This window comes from Mycobacterium sp. 663a-19 (genome assembly GCF_035616495.1).
Classification (GTDB): Bacteria; Actinomycetota; Actinomycetes; order Mycobacteriales; family Mycobacteriaceae; genus Mycobacterium.
The window spans coordinates 65,663-81,925 of record NZ_JAPJAV010000009.1 but is presented as its reverse complement, the minus strand read 5'-3'; the positions used below and the strand labels follow the sequence as shown (position 1 = coordinate 81,925).

Here is a 16,263-nt window from a genome sequence, read left to right as displayed (position 1 = left end):
CATGAGGTTGCCCGGTTTCGCGGCCGCGGCGTTGCTCGCCGCGACGTCGGTGATCGCCACGGCGCCCATTGCCTCGGCAGGGTGCCCTGGTGCCGAGGTGGTTTTCGCCCGGGGCCGGGAGGAACCGCCGGGACTCGGCGCCGTCGGCGACGCGTTCCTCAACTCACTGCGCGGCAAGACGCGCATGCCGGTTGGCGCGTATGGCGTCAACTACCCCGCGAACATCAGCGTCGACAGCGGCGCCAACGACATGGGCGCGCACGTTCGATCCATGGCCGCAAGTTGCCCGAACACCCGCGAGGTGCTCGGCGGCTATTCCCTGGGCGCGGAGGTGGCCGACCTCGCGACCTGGGGCCGGATACCGCCGGGCGTGGATCAGCACGTCGCGGCGGTCGCGCTGTTCGGCAACGGCACCCGGCAGGTCGCCCCCGCCTTCGCCGGTAAGACGATCGACCAGTGCGCACAAGGCGACCCGATCTGCGGCAAAGGCATGCGCTGGGCGTCACACCTGCAGCCTGCGTACATCGACTCCGGCCTGGTGGATCAGGCCGCCGGCTTCGCCGCCGCAAGACTGTAGTCATCCAAATCGTTACCGGCGCTTGACCATAGGCCCCTAGCATCGTTGTGTGCGACTTATCCGCTTCGGGCTGGCCGTCGTATTTCTCGCGGCGGTCGCGTTTTTCGTCGCGCCGAAGCTGTTGCCGCTCGCCTGGGCGTCGTGCCCCGACGCCGAGGTGGTGTTCGCCCGAGGGACCGACGAGCCTCCGGGCGTCGGGCGGGTGGGCCAGGCGTTCATCAGCTCGCTTCGCCAGCACACCAGCAAAAGCGTTGGCGCATATGCGGTTAACTATCCCGCCAACAAGGACTTCCTGGCCGCCGCCGACGGCGCGAACGACACCAGCAACCACGTCCAGCGGATGGCGAACAACTGCCCCAACACCAAGCTGGTGCTCGGCGGGTATTCGCAAGGAGCTGCCGTCATCGACATCGTCACCGCCGCACCAGTTCCCGGCCTTGGCTTCCGCCAGCCGTTGCCCGCCGACGCCGCCACCCACGTCGCCGCGGTGGCCCTGTTCGGCAATCCGTCTGCCCGCGCCAGCAGACTGATGAGCGCCCTGACCCCGAATTTCGACGGCAAGACCATCGATCTGTGCAACACCGGCGACCCGATCTGCTCGAACGGCAACCAGTGGAAAGCGCACCTGAGCTACGTGCCCGGATCGACCAACCAGGCCGCCAGTTTCGTCGCGGCCCGCGTCTAATCAGGCGTGCGCAGATCCCGGGTGATCAGGGTTCGCGACGCGAGCTCGTTGTCGGGTGGATAGTCCACGCCGATCAACGTCAAGCCGTGCGCGGGCGCGGCCGCGAAATCGCTGGACCGGTCCGTCGCGGTGAGCAGGTCGCGACACCAGCCGACCGCGCGCCTGTGCTCGCCGACGGCGAGCAGCGCCCCGACCAGCGACCGCACCATCGACCAGCAGAACGCGTCGGCCGTCACGTGCGCGGTGATCCGCTCGCCGTCGCGCGACCAGTCCAGCCGCTGCAGGTCGCGAATGGTGGTGGCCCCGTCGCGCTGGCGGCAGAACGCCGCGAAGTTGTGCAGCCCCAACAGGTCTCGCGACGCCGCGTTCATCGCATCCAGGTCCAGTGCCCGCGGCCACGCGGTGACGTAGCGCGCCTGCTGCGGCTCGGCCCCATAGGGCGCCGTGGACAACCGATAGCGGTAATGGCGACGCAGCGCCGAGAAGCGGGCATCGAAACCGGTTGGGGCGCGGGCAATGCGGAGCACCCGGACATCGGTGGGCAGGAACCGGCCCAGACGCCGCAGCAGCGGCAGAAACTCCGGTTCGCCGGCGCGCGGTGAGCGCGGATACGCGTTCGGCAGCGCGTCGGCCGGCACGTCGACGTGTGCCACCTGGCCGGTGGCGTGCACGCCCGTGTCGGTGCGCCCGGCGGCGCGCAGCCGCACCGGGGTGCGGAATACGGTCGTCAGCGCCTCATCGAGGACGCCGGCGACGGTGCGCTGCCCGGCCTGGGTTGCCCAGCCCGCGAAATCCGTTCCGTCGTACGCGATGTCGAGCCGCAGACGGACTTCCTCGCTAACTGTCGGTGGCTCCGTCGCCCTCATCGGCGGCCTCAGCCTTGGCCTCTTCGGCCGCGACGTCCTCCGCCGCGACGTCCTCGGCCGTCGGGCCCTCCGCCGCCTCCGGCTCGACCGCCGCCTGCGGTGCTGCCGCGGCCGCGACGGGAGCGTCAGCCTTCTTCGAGGCTTTCACCCGGCGCGCCCGATCGGCCTCCGAGGTCACCGTCTTCTCCCGCACCAGCTCGATGACGGCCATCGGGGCGTTGTCGCCCTTGCGCGCCTCGACCTTGATGATCCGGGTGTAGCCGCCGTTGCGGTCGGCGAAGAACGGCCCGATCTCCTCGAACAAGGCATGCACGATGTCCTTGTCGCGGATCTTCTTCAGAACCTCTCGACGGTTGTGCAGCGTGCCCTTCTTCGCGTGCGTGATCAGCTTCTCCGCGTACGGCCGCAGCGCGCGGGCCTTCGGCTCGGTCGTCTTGATCCGACCGTGCTCGAACAGCGACGTGGCCAGGTTGGCCAGAAGGGCCTTCTGGTGCGAAGACGACCCGCCGAGGCGAGGACCCTTGGTGGGCTTGGGCATTGCTGACGCTCCTGTCTAGATTCTCAAGGCCGCTGAAAAGCGTTAGAGCTGTTCGGTTTCGGCGTAGTCCTGGTCGTCGTAGGCACCCTCGCTGGACCAGGTCCCGGTGGCGACGTCGTAGCCGGCGACGTCGGACGGGTCGAAGCTCGGCGGGCTGTCCTTGAGCGACAGACCCAGCTGGTGCAGCTTGACCTTCACCTCGTCGATGGACTTCTGGCCGAAGTTGCGGATGTCGAGCAGGTCCGACTCGGTGCGGCTGACCAGCTCGCCCACGGTGTGCACGCCCTCGCGCTTGAGGCAGTTGTAGGACCGCACGGTCAGATCCAGGTCGTCGATCGGCAGCGCGAACGATGCGATGTGGTCCGCCTCCGCCGGCGACGGCCCGATCTCGATGCCTTCGGCCTCGACGTTGAGTTCGCGTGCCAGGCCGAACAATTCGACCAGGGTCTTACCCGCCGATGCAAGCGCGTCGCGCGGGGTGATCGAGCTCTTGGTCTCCACGTCCAGGATCAGCTTGTCGAAGTCGGTGCGCTGCTCGACACGGGTGGCGTCCACCTTGTAGGTGACCTTGAGCACCGGCGAGTAGATGGAATCGACTGGAATACGGCCGATTTCGGCGCCGGAAGCCCGGTTCTGCACCGCCGGGACGTAACCGCGGCCCCGCTCGACGACCAGCTCGACCTCGAGCTTGCCCTTGTCGTTCAGCGTCGCGATGTGCATGCCCGGGTTGTGCACGGTGACACCGGCGGGCGGCACGATGTCACCCGCGGTGACCTCGCCCGGGCCCTGCTTGCGCAGGTACATGGTGACCGGCTCGTCCTCCTCGGAGGACACGACCAGGCCCTTGAGGTTCAGGATGATGGCGGTGACGTCCTCTTTGACGCCGGGAACGGTGGTGAACTCGTGCAGCACGCCGTCGATGCGGATGCTGGTGACCGCCGCCCCGGGGATCGACGACAGCAGTGTCCGCCGCAGCGAATTGCCCAGGGTGTAACCGAATCCCGGCTCCAGCGGTTCGATGACGAACTGGGACCGGGTGTCGGTGAGGATCTCCTCCGACAGTGTGGGTCGCTGTGAGATCAGCATGGTGTTTCTTCTTCTCCTTCTCGGCACCCGCTATTTGATGCCGCTAAGTCCGCACCGGCTGGTGCGGAAGCATTACTTCGAGTAGTACTCGACGATCAGCTGCTCGGTGAGCGGCACCTCGATCTGCGCGCGCTCGGGCAATTGGTGGATCAGGATGCGCTGGCGCTCCCCCACGACCTGCAACCAGCTCGGGATCGGGCGCTCACCCGCAGTCTCCCGCGCGATCTGGAACGGCACCGAGTTCACCGACTTGTCCCGCACGTCGATGATGTCGTACTGCGACACCCGGTAGCTGGGGACGTCGACGCGCACGCCGTTGACCGTGAAGTGGCCGTGGGTGACGAGCTGACGGGCCATCCGTCGGGTCCGGGCCAGCCCGGCGCGGTAGATCACGTTGTCCAGCCGGCTCTCCAGGATCTGCAGCAGCTCGTCGCCGGTCTTGCCGGGACGGCCTGCCGCCTCCTCGTAGTAGCGGCGGAACTGCTTTTCCATCACGCCGTAGGTGAAGCGGGCCTTCTGCTTCTCCTGCAGCTGCAGCAGGTACTCGCTTTCCTTGATCCGCGCGCGACCGTGCTGGCCGGGCGGGTAGGGACGCTTCTCGAAGGCCTGGTCGCCGCCGACGAGGTCGGTGCGGAACCGGCGCGATTTGCGAGTGACGGGTCCGGTGTAACGAGCCATCGGTTGTTTCTCCTCCTAGACCCTGCGTCGCTTCGGCGGGCGCACGCCGTTGTGCGGCTGCGGGGTGACGTCGGAGATCGCGCCGACCTCCAGACCGGCGGCCTGCAGCGAACGGATCGCGGTCTCCCGGCCCGAGCCCGGGCCCTTCACGAACACGTCGACCTTGCGCACCCCGTGCTCCTGGGCCTTGCGGGCGGCGTTCTCGGCGGCCAGCTGCGCGGCGAACGGGGTCGATTTTCGCGAGCCCTTGAAGCCGACGTGGCCCGACGACGCCCAGGCGATGACGTTGCCCTGCGGGTCGGTGATCGTCACGATCGTGTTGTTGAACGTGCTCTTGATGTGCGCCGCGCCGTGCGGGACGTTCTTCTTTTCCCGCCTGCGGGTCTTCTGTCCCTTTTTGGGCGCCGCAGCACCACTTGCCTTCTTCGGTGGCATCGGTTACCTGGCCTTCTTCTTGCCTGCGATGGTGCGCTTGGGCCCCTTGCGGGTCCGCGCGTTGGTCTTTGTCCGCTGGCCGCGCACCGGCAGGCCGCGGCGATGCCGCAGGCCCTGGTAGCAGCCGATCTCGATCTTGCGGCGGATGTCGCCCTGCACCTCGCGGCGCAGATCGCCCTCCACCTTCAGGTTGGCCTCGATGTAGTCACGCAGGTGGGTCAGCTGGTCGTCGGTGAGGTCCTTGGTCCGCAGATCCTTGTCGATGCCGGTGGCCGCCAAGATCTCGTTGGAGCGGGTGCGGCCGATGCCGAAGATGTAGGTCAGGGCGATCTCCATCCGCTTGTCGCGCGGCAGATCGACGCCTACTAGTCGAGCCATGTGTGGCGTTTCCTCTTGTCTCTAGCGGAGGTCTGGTCCCAGTCCGTTCCCTGACCCAAAAGGGTGGGGCCCGGCCTCCGTCCGGGCGTGGATGAGCTGGCCCATCTCGTATAGATGCCAGCCGCTCACTGGTGCTGGGAGGTCTGCATTCAGTTGTATGGGCGCGCTAGCCCTGTCGCTGCTTGTGGCGCGGATCGGAGCAGATCACCATGACCCGCCCATGCCGACGGATCACCCTGCACTTGTCGCAGATTGGCTTCACGCTCGGGTTGACCTTCACGGCTTTCGATCCTGTTCTCGTCTGTTGGTTGATTACTTGTACCGGTACACGATGCGGCCCCGGGACAGGTCGTAGGGCGAGAGCTCCACCACCACCCGGTCCTCGGGCAGGATGCGGATGTAGTGCTGCCGCATCTTGCCGCTGATGTGGGCAAGCACCTTGTGGCCGTTCTCCAGCTCAATGCGAAACATCGCATTGGGCAGGGGCTCGACCACGCGGCCCTCGACCTCTATGGCGCCGTCCTTCTTGGCCATAACCTCTCGTCAAATCCTCGTCGTTTGGTTTCGTTGCGTCTGCGCCCGTATCGGCGCAGCATTCACACCGACTTGAAACGTGAGCCGGTGACCGGAAAATTTCCTAGGGACTGGGCACGCAAAAAGTCGGCACGAGACACCGCACCGTCTGGCCACTTTACCCGCAGGGCCACAGTCGGCGCAAAATACCGCCGCGCGCCGAGCCAAGGCCGGAGCCCCTCGCCCGCTCGACCCCGCGGCGAACCCGGCGTCAACTGTCCCTATTTCGGCCGCAGCGCCACAATCTTGTTGTTGCGGCCCCCGACGTAGACGGTGCCATTGTTGTCGACCGCCAAGCCCCACGGGTAATCGAGGCCGGTGAAGGGCAGCACGACCTGCTGGCTCGAGCCCACCGGAAGCTTCAGCGCACGATTGCCCGCGCTGTCGGTCACGTACACGGCGCCCTTGTTGTCCACCGTCACGCCCCCGGGGTCGGAGAGGCCGACGAAGGGCAGCGTGGTTTGGGCCCTCGAGTCGGGGGCCAACGACAGCACCCGATTGTTGCCCCCATCGGCGACGTAGACGGTGCCGGTGGCCCCCACCACCAAGCCGGTTGGGGCGTTCAGACCGGTGAAGGGCAGCTCGTACTGCCTGGTCGAGCCCGTGGCCAGCGCAACCACCCGATTCCTGGCGGTGTCGGTGACATAGACGGTGCGGGCGTTGTCCACCGTCAGGCCGGTCGGATGGACGAGGTCGGTGAAGGGCAGTTGAATCTGCTTCCGCGAGCCGGCCGGGAGGACCAGCACCCGCTTGTTGCCGGAGTCGTTGACGTAGACGGTGCCGGTGTTATCCGCCGTCACACCGCTCGGATAGCTGAGGCCTTCGAACGGCAGGACGGCCGGTTCGGTCGAGCCCGCGGACAGCGCCAGCACCCGGTTGTGCATGGTGTCGGCGACGTACACCGTGCCGCCGATGTCGACCGACAGCCCTTGCGGTTCTCGCAGGCCGGTGAAGGGCAGCGTCGTCTGCCGGGGGTTCCCGGGCGGTGGGCCATGGTCGCCGAGGACGGCCACGGCCACGACGACGACGGCGGCGGCCACCGCAAGCAGGGCCGCGACCGAGACCACGACGGGTTTGCGGCGCCACCACGGCGGGGACGGCCGAGCCGGGGTGCGCGACGGTCCGGCCGCGGCGGCGGGCATCGGCTCGGTGAGGGCGTCGCGGGCGGCTCGCGCCAGCTCCAGCGCGGTGGCGTAGCGCTCGCGCGGGTCCTTGGCCATGCCCTTGGCGATGACCGCGTCGAACGCGCGCGGCAGCCCGGGCCTGGTCTCCGACGGCCGCGGCGGCGGGGTGACGAGGTGGTTGCCCACCTGTTGCTCCAGGCTGTCGCCGGGGAACGCGTGCTCCGCGGTCAAGCACTCGTACAGCACACAGGCCAGCGAATAGATGTCGGAGCGTGCGTCGATCGGAGGGGCGCCGACCTCCTGGGTTCTGAACCGCTCCGGGGCCATGTAATGGAACGTCCCGATCACATCGCCGACGCTTGTCAAACCCCGCTCGCCTATCGCCAGGGCGATTCCGAAATCGATCAGATAGGCATAGTCGTCGTCGAGCAAAATGTTGGATGGCTTGACATCGCGGTGCAGCAGTCCCGCCTTGTGCGCCGCCTGCAACGCCTTGGCCACCTGCTCGACGATGTTCACCGCCCGTGCCGGCGGTAGGGGCCCGGCGTCCAGGAGCGACTGTAAGTCCATGCCCTCGATCAGCCGCATGTCCACGAACAGCCGCCCGCCGATCTCCCCGTGCGTGTGAATCGGCACGATGTGCGGGCTGTTCAACCGCGCGGCGGCATGGGCTTCGCGACGGAACCGCTGCTGGAACACCTCGTCGCGGGAAATCTCGGCGGGCAGAATCTTGATCGCAACGATCCGGTCGATGACGGTGTCGTGGGCGCGCCACACCTCGCCCATACCGCCCCGGCCGAGCAACTCGATCAGCCGGTAGTTTCCGAACCACGTTCCCTGCAACGAGCCCCTCCACAAGCACGGCGACTTCCGCAAAATCGCAAATTAACTGCGCCCATTTATTTCCGACGGATTATATTCACCGATTCCGCGCATTACGGATTCTTTGATTTTCCATGCGAACCGGAATAGCGCCCGCACACCGCCGGTTGCAGCGACCATGACCGATTCTGCTGCTCGCAAGCCCAACCTCGGCCGGTTCGGATCGTTCGGACGCGGCGTCACGCCCCAGCAAGCCAAAGAGATCGAGTCCCTGGGATACGGGGCCGTCTGGGTGGGCGGTTCACCGCCCGCCGAGCTGGCCTGGGTCGAACCGATCCTCGAAGCCACCACCACGCTGCAGGTGGCCACCGGCATCGTCAACATCTGGACGGCGCCCGCCAAGGCGGTGGCCGACTCGTTCCACCGGATCGACAAGGCCTACCCCGGCCGCTTCCTGCTCGGCATCGGCGTGGGCCATCGCGAGGCGATCACCGAATACCGCAAGCCCTACGACGCGCTGGTGCAGTACCTGAACCAGCTCGACGAGTACGGTGTGCCCGCCCACCGTCGCGTGGTGGCGGCGTTGGGCCCGCGGGTGGTGAAGCTTTCGGCGGAGCGCAGCGCGGGCGCGCATCCCTACCTGACCACCCCCGAGCACACCGCGCACGCCCGGGAGCTGATCGGCCCGTCGGCGTTCCTGGCGCCGGAGCACAAGGCGGTGCTGACCACCGACGCGGAAAAGGCGCGCGCGGTGGGCCGCAAGGCGCTCGACATCTATTTCAACCTGGCCAACTACCGCAACAGCTGGAAGCGGCTGGGCTTTTCCGACGACGAGGTCACCCGGCCCGGCAGCGACCGCCTGGTGGACGCGGTGGTGGCCTATGGCACCGTGGACCAGATCGCGGCGCGGCTGAAGGAGCACCTCGACGCCGGGGCCGACCACGTCCCGGTGCAGATCCTGACCAAAGATGAAAACCTGGTTCCTGCGCTGGCCGAGCTGGCCGGGCCGCTCGGACTGAACGGCACGTGAGGTAACCGCGTAGGGGGGACGCAGATGACCGACGCAGTTTCGCTGAAACCCGACCTGGGCCGGTTCGGCGCCTGGCTGCCCATCCGCTCCCTGACCCCGGAGTTGGCCGCGGGCATCGAGTCGCTCGGCTACGGCGCGGCCTGGGTCGGGGGATCGCCCGACGCCGACCTGGCCTGGGTCGAGCCGGCCCTGGCGCGGACCGCCTCGCTGCAACTGGCCACGGGGATCGTCAACATCTGGTCCGCGCCGGCTCCGGCCGTCGCCGCGTCCTTCGGGCGCATCGAAGACGCCTATCCGGGAAGGTTTTTGCTCGGCATCGGGGTGGGACATCGCGAACACACCGAGGAGTATCTGAAGCCGTACGACGCCCTGGTCGGTTACCTCGACGACCTCGACGCGGCGATGGTGCCGACCAGCCGTCGGGTGCTGGCGGCGCTCGGGCCGCGGGTGCTGCGGCTGGCCGCGGAGCGCAGCGCGGGCGCGCACCCGTACCTGACCACCCCCGAACACACGGCCAAGGCGCGCGATCTGATGGGCAAGTCGGTGTTCCTGGCGCCCGAACACAAGGTGGTTCTCACCACCGACCGTGACGAAGCCCGCGCGGTCGGCCGTCGATTCCTGGACCACTACCTGGGGCTGAGCAACTACGTGAACAACTGGCTGCGGTCCGGATTCACCCATGACGACGTGCGAAAGCCGGGCAGCAACAGGCTGATCGACGCGATGGTGGCCTACGGCATGCCGGAGGCCATCGCGGGTCGCCTCAACGAGCATTGCGAGGCCGGCGCCGACCACGTGGCGATCCAGGTGCTGGGCGGCTGGAACGAGGAGACGCTGCTGCCCGCGCTGGGCGAACTGGCCGGGCCGCTGGGGCTAACCCGCGGAAACTGACCACCGCACTCGGTTAGGGTTTGATTCATGCGCCTGCTGGTCACCGGTGGCGCCGGGTTCATCGGCACCAATTTCGTTCACAGCACCGTCCGCGAGCGTCCGGACGTCGCGGTAACGGTGCTCGACGCCATGACCTACGCGGGCCGGCGCGAGTCGCTGGCCGACGTCGACGATGCCATCAGGCTGGTGGTGGGCGACATCACCGACGCCGCGCTGGTTTCCACGCTGGTCGCCGAGTCCGACGCGGTGGTGCATTTCGCCGCCGAAAGCCACGTGGACAACGCACTCGACGACCCGGAGCCGTTTCTGCGCACCAACGTGATCGGGACCTACACCATCCTGGAGGCGGTGCGACGCTACGGCGTGCGACTGCACCACATCTCGACCGACGAGGTCTACGGCGACCTCGAGCTCGACGACCCACAGCGGTTCACCGAGTCGACGCCCTACAACCCGTCGAGCCCGTACTCGGCGACCAAGGCGGCCGCCGACATGCTGGTCCGGGCGTGGGTGCGCTCGTATGGGGTGCGCGCGACAATTTCCAATTGCTCCAACAACTACGGGCCGTATCAGCACGTCGAGAAGTTCATTCCGCGCCAGATCACCAACGTGCTCACCGGCCGGCGGCCGAAGTTGTACGGCCGCGGCGCCAACGTTCGGGACTGGATCCACGTCGACGACCACAACAGCGCGGTCTGGCGGATCCTGGAAAAGGGCGAGATCGGCCGGACATACCTGATCAGCGCCGAGGGCGAGCGCGACAACCGCACGGTGCTGCGCACCCTGCTGCAGATGATGGGGCGCGATCCCGACGACTTCGACCAGGTCACCGACCGCGTCGGTCACGACCTGCGGTACGCGATCGACCCCTCGGCGTTGTGCGACGAATTGTGTTGGGCGCCAAAGCACACCGACTTTGACGAGGGTCTGCGCGCCACCATCGACTGGTATCGGGCCAACGAATCCTGGTGGCGTCCGCTGAAGGATGCCGCCGAGGCGCGCTACGAAGAGCGCGGTCAGTGACATGAAGGTTCGCAAGCTCGCCGTCCCGGGCGCCTGGGAGATCACTCCCGATATCCACGGCGACTCCCGCGGCCTGTTCTTCGAGTGGCTCACCGAGCGCGGGTTCACCGGCTTTGCCGGTCACTCTCTGGACGTCCGGCAGGCCAACTGCTCGGTCTCGGCGGCCGGCGTGCTGCGCGGCCTGCACTTCGCCCAGCTGCCGCCGAGCCAGGCCAAGTATGTGACCTGCGTGTCCGGGGCGGTGTTCGACGTCGTCGTCGACATCCGTTTGGGCTCACCGACATTCGGCCGCTGGGATTCGGTGGTGCTCGACGATTCCGAGCGCAGGTCGACCTACATCTCCGAGGGCCTCGCGCACGGCTTCCTTGCACTGCAAGACAATTCGACGGTGATGTACCTGTGCTCGGCGGAATACAACCCGAAGCGTGAGCACACCATCTGTGCGACGGACCCGGCGCTGGCCATCGACTGGCCATTGGTCGCCGGGGCCGCCCCGAGCTTGTCCGACCGCGACGCGGCGGCTCCCAGCTTCGAGGAAGTCCGCGAATCCGGACTCCTACCCACGTGGGAGGAGACGCAGCGGTTCATCGCCGGCCTGCGGCAGCGCCTTGGATAGCCGGACTTATCGAATTAGAGTGCAAAGATGAACGTCACACGGAGCTTTGCAGTCGTGGCCACGGTCGGCGCCGTCGCGATCGGGACGGCGGCGCCCGCATCCGCCGAGGAGATGAGCGGCCACTTCGTCGACACCTCTACGGACTCCAAAGGCGTTTCCACGACCGCAGATTTCTACTTCACTCCGTGCGGTGACGGCTGCGCGAACGTAGCCAAGGACACGCCGTCCGGCCCAACCAGTCAGGCTCACTTGATCAATGGTCAATGGGTCATGGACTTCATCGACCGTGATGACTGCGCGGACGGTACGAAGGTTGAGGGCGCGCTCATGGTCCACATGACGTGGGACCCGAATTCCCTCGCGGGCACGTCGCAAAGCACCGTGCTCATGCCGGCGTGCGGCGATTCGGTGGGCTACACGTTCACCAATAACGAGCAGCTCACGCGGGCGGCCTGAAGTAACTCCGGCGCCACCCGACCAGAGCGCCCGCCCACAACAGCACCGTCAGCGCCTCGGCAACCACGCTGATTACGGCGTGGGGCGATGGGTCCCAGCCGCGCTCCGCGAAGCCGAACAGCCCGACCGTCCTCGACAGGGCGAACGCGAGCAGGGACCCGCCGGCCACCGCGGCGGCGACCCACTGCAGCCAACCCGGCCCGCCCAGGATGATCAGCAGCGCCAAGGCGAACGAGATGCTGGCCTGGACGAGGAAGGCGGTGCCGATCGTCGCAATGTGTTGGTAGCCATGGATATACAGGTAGGCGTGGCTGGTGGCGCTGACCGCCAGGGACAGGGTCAGGCCGAGCCGAAGCAGGAATGTCATTGCAGCGTGGCCTCTTTCAGTGCCAGCGCGGCCTGCCCCTTGGTGTAGCTGACCTCGCGAATGCCCAGGGCGTCGCGCAGCTTGCCGGCCGGCAACGTGACCGGCTTGGGCGCGGGCCCGTCACCCGGGCGCGGCAACGGATAGGCGGTCGTCGTGCCGGTGTAGAACGTCACGTTGCCCTCCGTTTTGGAAAAGAGTTGGTGGACATGCCCGTTGATGCATGTCACCGACGAGAACCGGCGCAGGTAGCTGAGCGCCAGGGTGGCGTCGTCGGTGCCCCAGCCCCAGTCCGGGTACATCGCGAACAACGGGATGTGGCTGAACACGACGATCGGGGTGTCACTCGACAATCCCGCGACGTCTTTTTCGACGAACTCCAGCTGGTCGACGCCCAAGTGCCCGAGCTTCGTCAGGTTCAGCGTGTTCACCAGTGCGATCACATGGACACCGGCGATGTCGAAGCTGTACCAGCCGTCGCCGCGGGTCCCCCCGCCGAACACGCTGCGGTACTTCTGCCCCGCGTCGTCGACCGAATCGTGTTCGCCCGGCACGGTGAACACGTGCGGCGTGTGCAGCTTGGAGAGCATCTGCCTGACCTGATCGAACTGGTCGGGAGTCGACAGGTGCGTGAGGTCGCCGGTGTGGATGACGAAATCCGGCGTGTAGCCGAGGCTGTTGAGCTGATCGATCGCGTGGCCGAAGGTGCCGGTGACGTCCGGATTGGGCGCGCCGGTGAAGCCGATGTGGCTGTCGCTCACCTGCGCGAACCGCAGCGCGGGCCGGGCGCCGGCGTGCGAGGCAGAAGCCGAGCCGGCGACGTGCGAGATGACCTCGCCACCGACGACGGCAAAACCGACCGCCGCGCCGAACCACGCCGAGTGCCGAATCAGCTGGCGACGTGTCATCGCGGTGTCAGTCATCCCGTCACCACCACGCTGCCGCGCATCATCGGGTGGATGGAGCAGACGTAGTCGAATGTGCCCGCCGTAGGAAAGGTGTGCGAGAAGGTGGCGCCCGTCCCCATTCCGGGCGAGTGGAACGACCCGTCGCTCGCGGCCACCGTATGCGGTTCTTCGTCGCGGTTGGTCCAGGTGACGGTGCTGCCCGCCTTGACGGTCAGCGTGGCCGGCGCGAAGGCGAAGTTGTCGATGCTCACCTGGTCGCCCGCGACCGCCGCCGGCGACCCGGTCCCCGGCGCGCTCGCCGACGGACCCGGCATCGACGGCATGCCGCTCATGCCCGACATCCCGGGCGTGCCGCTGGTATTCGATCCGAAGGTGACCGACGGCTGCGCGGCCGGCGGCGACGACGAGCAGCCAGCCAGCAGCGCGCCGACGGCCGACGCCGCGATCAGATTTTGTCGAAGCTTGGCGATGTTCACGCCAAGAGATATGACGACGGGTTACGCGTCGCGGCGCGGCGGCGCGAAGACCTCGATAACCCCGTCGACCTCGCGAACCATCAGCGCGGGCAGGGGCTTTGGAGCGATCGGCAGTTGGTGGGTGCGAACCTGCCCGCTGGGCGAGAACGACGTCGTGTGGCAGGGACAGTGCAGCGCGTCGTCTTGGACGTCGAACCACAGCCGGCAGCCCTGATGGGTGCAGACGCCGGAGATGGCCCGGAGTTTGCCGTCGACGCGGTGGACGAACCCCGTGACCGAACCGAGGTCGAACGGATGCATGACGCCGTCGGGGACCTCCGAACTGGATGCGACACGCTGCCAGCTTCCGTCGTTCGGTGTCAGCTCACCGGCCGCGACAGCGGGGCCCTGCACGGGGCTCCCGATCACCGCGCGATCGATGGACACCGCGGCGGCCGCTGCGGCCGCGGCGGCCGACGTGCCCACGATGACCTGCCTGCGCGTCGTGCTTTGCTTCGCCGCCACCGGCGCGGCTTCCGGTGGCGCGCCCGACATCTGCTCCGCGAGGCGACGGTGTAGGTCAGACAGGAATTCCTCGCGCGGGGCGTCGACGACGCCGGACTCCTGCCGGGCGGCGCGCAACTCGATCGCGGTGCGGATCTGCGCCGCCTCGAAGTCGTCGGGCGCGAACGGCTTCGGCCGGCGGCCCCGCAGCAGATCGTCGACGTAACGGCGTAGTCCTCGCGCGTTCATGGCTGGCCCCCATCGTTGACTTGCGCCGCCAGTCGCAGGGCGCGGTGCTGGAGCACTTTGGCGTTGGCCACGCTGATCCCGAGTTCGGTGGCGGACTCCTTGATCGAATTGCCCTGCAGGAAACGCAATTCCAGGATCCGTCGATAGCGGTCCGGCAGGCTGTCGAGAAGCCGGGCGACGCGCTGGGGTGCGGTGCTGATCGCTTCCTCGCTGTCGGGTGGTTGTTCGATGTCGTCGATGGAGGTGATCTCGCGCCCCATCGTCTCGCGCCAATGCGCCGCCAGCACGGTGCGGGCCGTGGCCCGCAGGTAGGCGCGCACCTCGCCGACGCTCGCGGTCAGGCGCAGCGGCCGCAGCGCGGCGAGGAAGACCTCGGCGGCGAGGTCCTCGGCGTCGGCCCGGTTGCCGACCCGGGCGAACAGCGTCCGGTACACCCAGGCCGCGTTGTCCTGGTACACCGCTTCCCAGTCGGTGTAGCCCTCGTCACTGTCGGGTACCGCGCGCAACGGTCGCGGTCCGACGGGTTCGTTTTGCGCCGCCACGTGCCTCCTTCACCGACCAATATCGGCTCGGGTTACACCGGGGGCGCGGTGAGCGAGGCTTCCCCGACCATCAGCTGCTCGAGTTTGGCGGCGGTGGCCGACAGCGCCGTCTTGGCGATGCCCAGTATTCGGTCTCGCACCTGGGGCTTCACCGACGCCGGCGCCAGCAGGTGGCTCATCAGGTGACCGAAGAGGTCCAGGCGCGCCGAAGCGAGCCAGGCGGCCAGGTCGGGGTCGTCGAGCCAGCGCTGCTGATTTCTGTAGTCGGCCATCGCGAGGCGCAACCAGTCGACGTCGGTGTCCGGATGCGGCAACGGCACGCACAGCTGGTTTTTCACGGTGTCGTCGGGGTACGCCGTTTCGACGTGGGCGACCAGCGCGGCGCTGAATATCTGCTGGCACCCACGCACGCTTTGCAACGTGATTCGACCCGTGTCGAAAATGGGTGTGGCGGGCCGTTTTTCGGCACCATCGGCGGTGCAGTCGATGTACAGTGCCCCGCCGTCCATCGCAACGGTGCCCTCGTCGAGAACCATTTTGTCGGCGTCGATACGCAGCAGGTGGCCCATCCGCACGATGTCGGTGATGCGCCGCAGCTGCTCGAGTTCGAGCCGGGTGACGGTCGCGCAGCGATACATGGTGGGCCGGATCGCCGGGTCGATCCGCAACAGGGCGCCGGCGTCCTCGAGACGCGAGAACAGATCGTCGACGGACACCGCGTCGTTGACGGCCCGCAGTTGCGCGGTGAAGGTGGCCTTGATCCGGTCGGCGAACAACGATCCGGGCTGGATCGTGGCCCGGTCCAGCAGCCACGAATCCCGCGGCATGACCCAGGTCAGCCGGTCCGGCGCGACGCCCTGGGCCAGCAGCCACAGGCACGTGTCGATGCCGGTCTTGCCGGCCCCGACGATGACGTAGCGCCCGCGGGCGCCGTGCCGCGGCAGGTCGTTGGGCGGGACGCATTCGACGCCGGGCGCGACCCGATACGGGGGCGGGCGCATCGAGGGAACCATGACGCGCATATAGGTGGCGTCGACGACGCCCCGCGCCACGTTGACGGTGTAATCGGTCCCGGCCATTGTCGTGAAGCGGTTCTCGCCGAGGTATTCGCTCATCGGGAAGTAGCTGACCCGGCCCGTCGGCAGGAACCGTTGCCGCATCACATGGTCGTAGTAGGCGCAGACTTCCCCGGCGGTCGCCAGTTCGTAGAGCCCTTCGTTCCAGCCCACGTGGTCGATGCTGTCGGTGCCGAGGCGCAGCGAGTTCACGCCATAGAACGCCGAGGGCTGATGCAGCCGCACGAACGGGTAGGCCGTCGTCCAATGCCCGCCCGGCTGGTGGTAGCGATCGACCAGCACCACGCGGGCGTCCGTCGCCGAGGTCTCGGTGAGCAGCGTGTCGATGAACGCCATGCCCATGGCGCCCGCCCCGATGACGAGATAATCGGCCTCGATGCTGTGCAT

22 protein-coding genes are annotated in these 16,263 nt (G+C 67.6%); 7 read left to right on the top strand and 15 right to left on the bottom strand.

All coding sequences use genetic code 11. The annotated features are described in order from the left end of the window. Position 1: 1 nt before the first annotated feature. Positions 2-577, top strand: coding sequence for a cutinase family protein (locus tag OQ968_RS17215; protein WP_324679998.1), 576 nt, complete (start codon positions 2-4; stop codon positions 575-577). 58 nt (positions 578-635) lie between these two features. Then, positions 636-1,262 carry a cutinase family protein gene (locus OQ968_RS17210; RefSeq protein WP_420715942.1) on the top strand — a complete coding sequence of 209 codons (627 nt, stop codon included), beginning with the start codon at positions 636-638 and terminating at the stop codon, positions 1,260-1,262. Here OQ968_RS17210 and truA read toward each other — a convergent pair. From truA to OQ968_RS17165, 9 genes are all read right to left on the bottom strand, one after another. Continuing rightward, complete coding sequence (gene truA, locus OQ968_RS17205; RefSeq protein ID WP_324679996.1) at positions 1,259-2,128, bottom strand: tRNA pseudouridine(38-40) synthase TruA; 870 nt, start codon at positions 2,126-2,128, stop codon at positions 1,259-1,261. The genes OQ968_RS17210 and truA overlap by 4 nt on opposite strands. Beyond that, positions 2,100-2,666, bottom strand: a complete 567-nt coding sequence (gene rplQ / locus OQ968_RS17200; RefSeq protein ID WP_324679994.1) for a 50S ribosomal protein L17 — start codon at positions 2,664-2,666, stop codon at positions 2,100-2,102. The genes truA and rplQ overlap by 29 nt, the downstream gene beginning before the upstream one ends. A gap of 42 nt (positions 2,667-2,708) precedes the next feature. Beyond that, complete coding sequence (locus OQ968_RS17195; RefSeq protein WP_324679992.1) at positions 2,709-3,752, bottom strand: DNA-directed RNA polymerase subunit alpha; 1,044 nt, start codon at positions 3,750-3,752, stop codon at positions 2,709-2,711. A gap of 72 nt (positions 3,753-3,824) precedes the next feature. Beyond that, positions 3,825-4,430, bottom strand: a complete 606-nt coding sequence (rpsD, locus tag OQ968_RS17190; RefSeq protein WP_324679990.1) for a 30S ribosomal protein S4 — start codon at positions 4,428-4,430, stop codon at positions 3,825-3,827. 15 nt (positions 4,431-4,445) lie between these two features. Then, positions 4,446-4,865, bottom strand: coding sequence for a 30S ribosomal protein S11 (gene rpsK / locus OQ968_RS17185; RefSeq protein ID WP_076061621.1), 420 nt, complete (start codon positions 4,863-4,865; stop codon positions 4,446-4,448). 3 nt (positions 4,866-4,868) lie between these two features. Then, positions 4,869-5,243: a 30S ribosomal protein S13 gene (gene rpsM, locus OQ968_RS17180; RefSeq protein WP_324679988.1), complete on the bottom strand. Its 375-nt coding sequence runs from the start codon at positions 5,241-5,243 to the stop codon at positions 4,869-4,871. A gap of 166 nt (positions 5,244-5,409) precedes the next feature. Further along, a complete protein-coding gene (rpmJ, locus tag OQ968_RS17175) occupies positions 5,410-5,523 on the bottom strand; it encodes a 50S ribosomal protein L36 (protein ID WP_003879483.1) in 114 nt (37 codons plus the stop codon). A 32-nt stretch (positions 5,524-5,555) separates the two neighbouring features. Next, positions 5,556-5,777, bottom strand: a complete 222-nt coding sequence (infA, locus tag OQ968_RS17170; protein WP_003418601.1) for a translation initiation factor IF-1 — start codon at positions 5,775-5,777, stop codon at positions 5,556-5,558. A gap of 260 nt (positions 5,778-6,037) precedes the next feature. Beyond that, entirely contained in the window at positions 6,038-7,783 is a 1,746-nt protein-coding gene (locus OQ968_RS17165) for a serine/threonine-protein kinase PknD (RefSeq protein ID WP_324679979.1), read from the bottom strand. 157 nt (positions 7,784-7,940) lie between these two features. Between OQ968_RS17165 and OQ968_RS17160 the strand changes: the two genes are divergently transcribed. From OQ968_RS17160 to OQ968_RS17140, 5 genes are read left to right on the top strand one after another with little or no spacing between them, the layout of a single operon-like run. Then, complete coding sequence (locus tag OQ968_RS17160) at positions 7,941-8,792, top strand: LLM class F420-dependent oxidoreductase (RefSeq protein WP_324679978.1); 852 nt, start codon at positions 7,941-7,943, stop codon at positions 8,790-8,792. A gap of 24 nt (positions 8,793-8,816) precedes the next feature. After that, complete coding sequence (locus tag OQ968_RS17155; protein ID WP_324679977.1) at positions 8,817-9,683, top strand: LLM class F420-dependent oxidoreductase; 867 nt, start codon at positions 8,817-8,819, stop codon at positions 9,681-9,683. 27 nt (positions 9,684-9,710) lie between these two features. After that, complete coding sequence (rfbB, locus tag OQ968_RS17150) at positions 9,711-10,706, top strand: dTDP-glucose 4,6-dehydratase (RefSeq protein WP_324679975.1); 996 nt, start codon at positions 9,711-9,713, stop codon at positions 10,704-10,706. A 1-nt stretch (position 10,707) separates the two neighbouring features. After that, positions 10,708-11,322, top strand: a complete 615-nt coding sequence (rfbC, locus tag OQ968_RS17145) for a dTDP-4-dehydrorhamnose 3,5-epimerase (RefSeq protein ID WP_324679973.1) — start codon at positions 10,708-10,710, stop codon at positions 11,320-11,322. Between the two features lie 27 nt (positions 11,323-11,349). Next, a complete protein-coding gene (locus tag OQ968_RS17140; RefSeq protein WP_324679971.1) occupies positions 11,350-11,778 on the top strand; it encodes a hypothetical protein in 429 nt (142 codons plus the stop codon). Here the strand turns inward: OQ968_RS17140 and OQ968_RS17135 are convergent. Genes OQ968_RS17135 through OQ968_RS17110 form a run of 6 tightly spaced genes read right to left on the bottom strand, consistent with a single transcriptional unit; the run spans position 11,762 to position 16,263 of the window. Next, positions 11,762-12,145 carry a hypothetical protein gene (locus OQ968_RS17135; protein ID WP_324679969.1) on the bottom strand — a complete coding sequence of 128 codons (384 nt, stop codon included), beginning with the start codon at positions 12,143-12,145 and terminating at the stop codon, positions 11,762-11,764. The two genes, OQ968_RS17140 and OQ968_RS17135, sit on opposite strands and share 17 nt — an antisense overlap. Continuing rightward, positions 12,142-13,065 (bottom strand): metallophosphoesterase family protein, encoded by a 924-nt coding sequence (locus OQ968_RS17130; protein WP_324679967.1) that lies wholly within the window; start codon positions 13,063-13,065, stop codon positions 12,142-12,144. Before OQ968_RS17130 ends, OQ968_RS17135 begins: the two co-directional genes overlap by 4 nt. Further along, positions 13,062-13,526, bottom strand: coding sequence for a cupredoxin family copper-binding protein (locus OQ968_RS17125; RefSeq protein WP_324679966.1), 465 nt, complete (start codon positions 13,524-13,526; stop codon positions 13,062-13,064). Before OQ968_RS17125 ends, OQ968_RS17130 begins: the two co-directional genes overlap by 4 nt. A gap of 21 nt (positions 13,527-13,547) precedes the next feature. Further along, positions 13,548-14,258, bottom strand: a complete 711-nt coding sequence (locus OQ968_RS17120) for a Rieske (2Fe-2S) protein (protein ID WP_324679964.1) — start codon at positions 14,256-14,258, stop codon at positions 13,548-13,550. After that, positions 14,255-14,800 carry a sigma-70 family RNA polymerase sigma factor gene (locus tag OQ968_RS17115; RefSeq protein WP_324679962.1) on the bottom strand — a complete coding sequence of 182 codons (546 nt, stop codon included), beginning with the start codon at positions 14,798-14,800 and terminating at the stop codon, positions 14,255-14,257. The genes OQ968_RS17120 and OQ968_RS17115 overlap by 4 nt, the downstream gene beginning before the upstream one ends. A 32-nt stretch (positions 14,801-14,832) precedes the next feature. Then, positions 14,833-16,263, bottom strand: a complete 1,431-nt coding sequence (locus tag OQ968_RS17110) for an NAD(P)/FAD-dependent oxidoreductase (protein ID WP_324679960.1) — start codon at positions 16,261-16,263, stop codon at positions 14,833-14,835.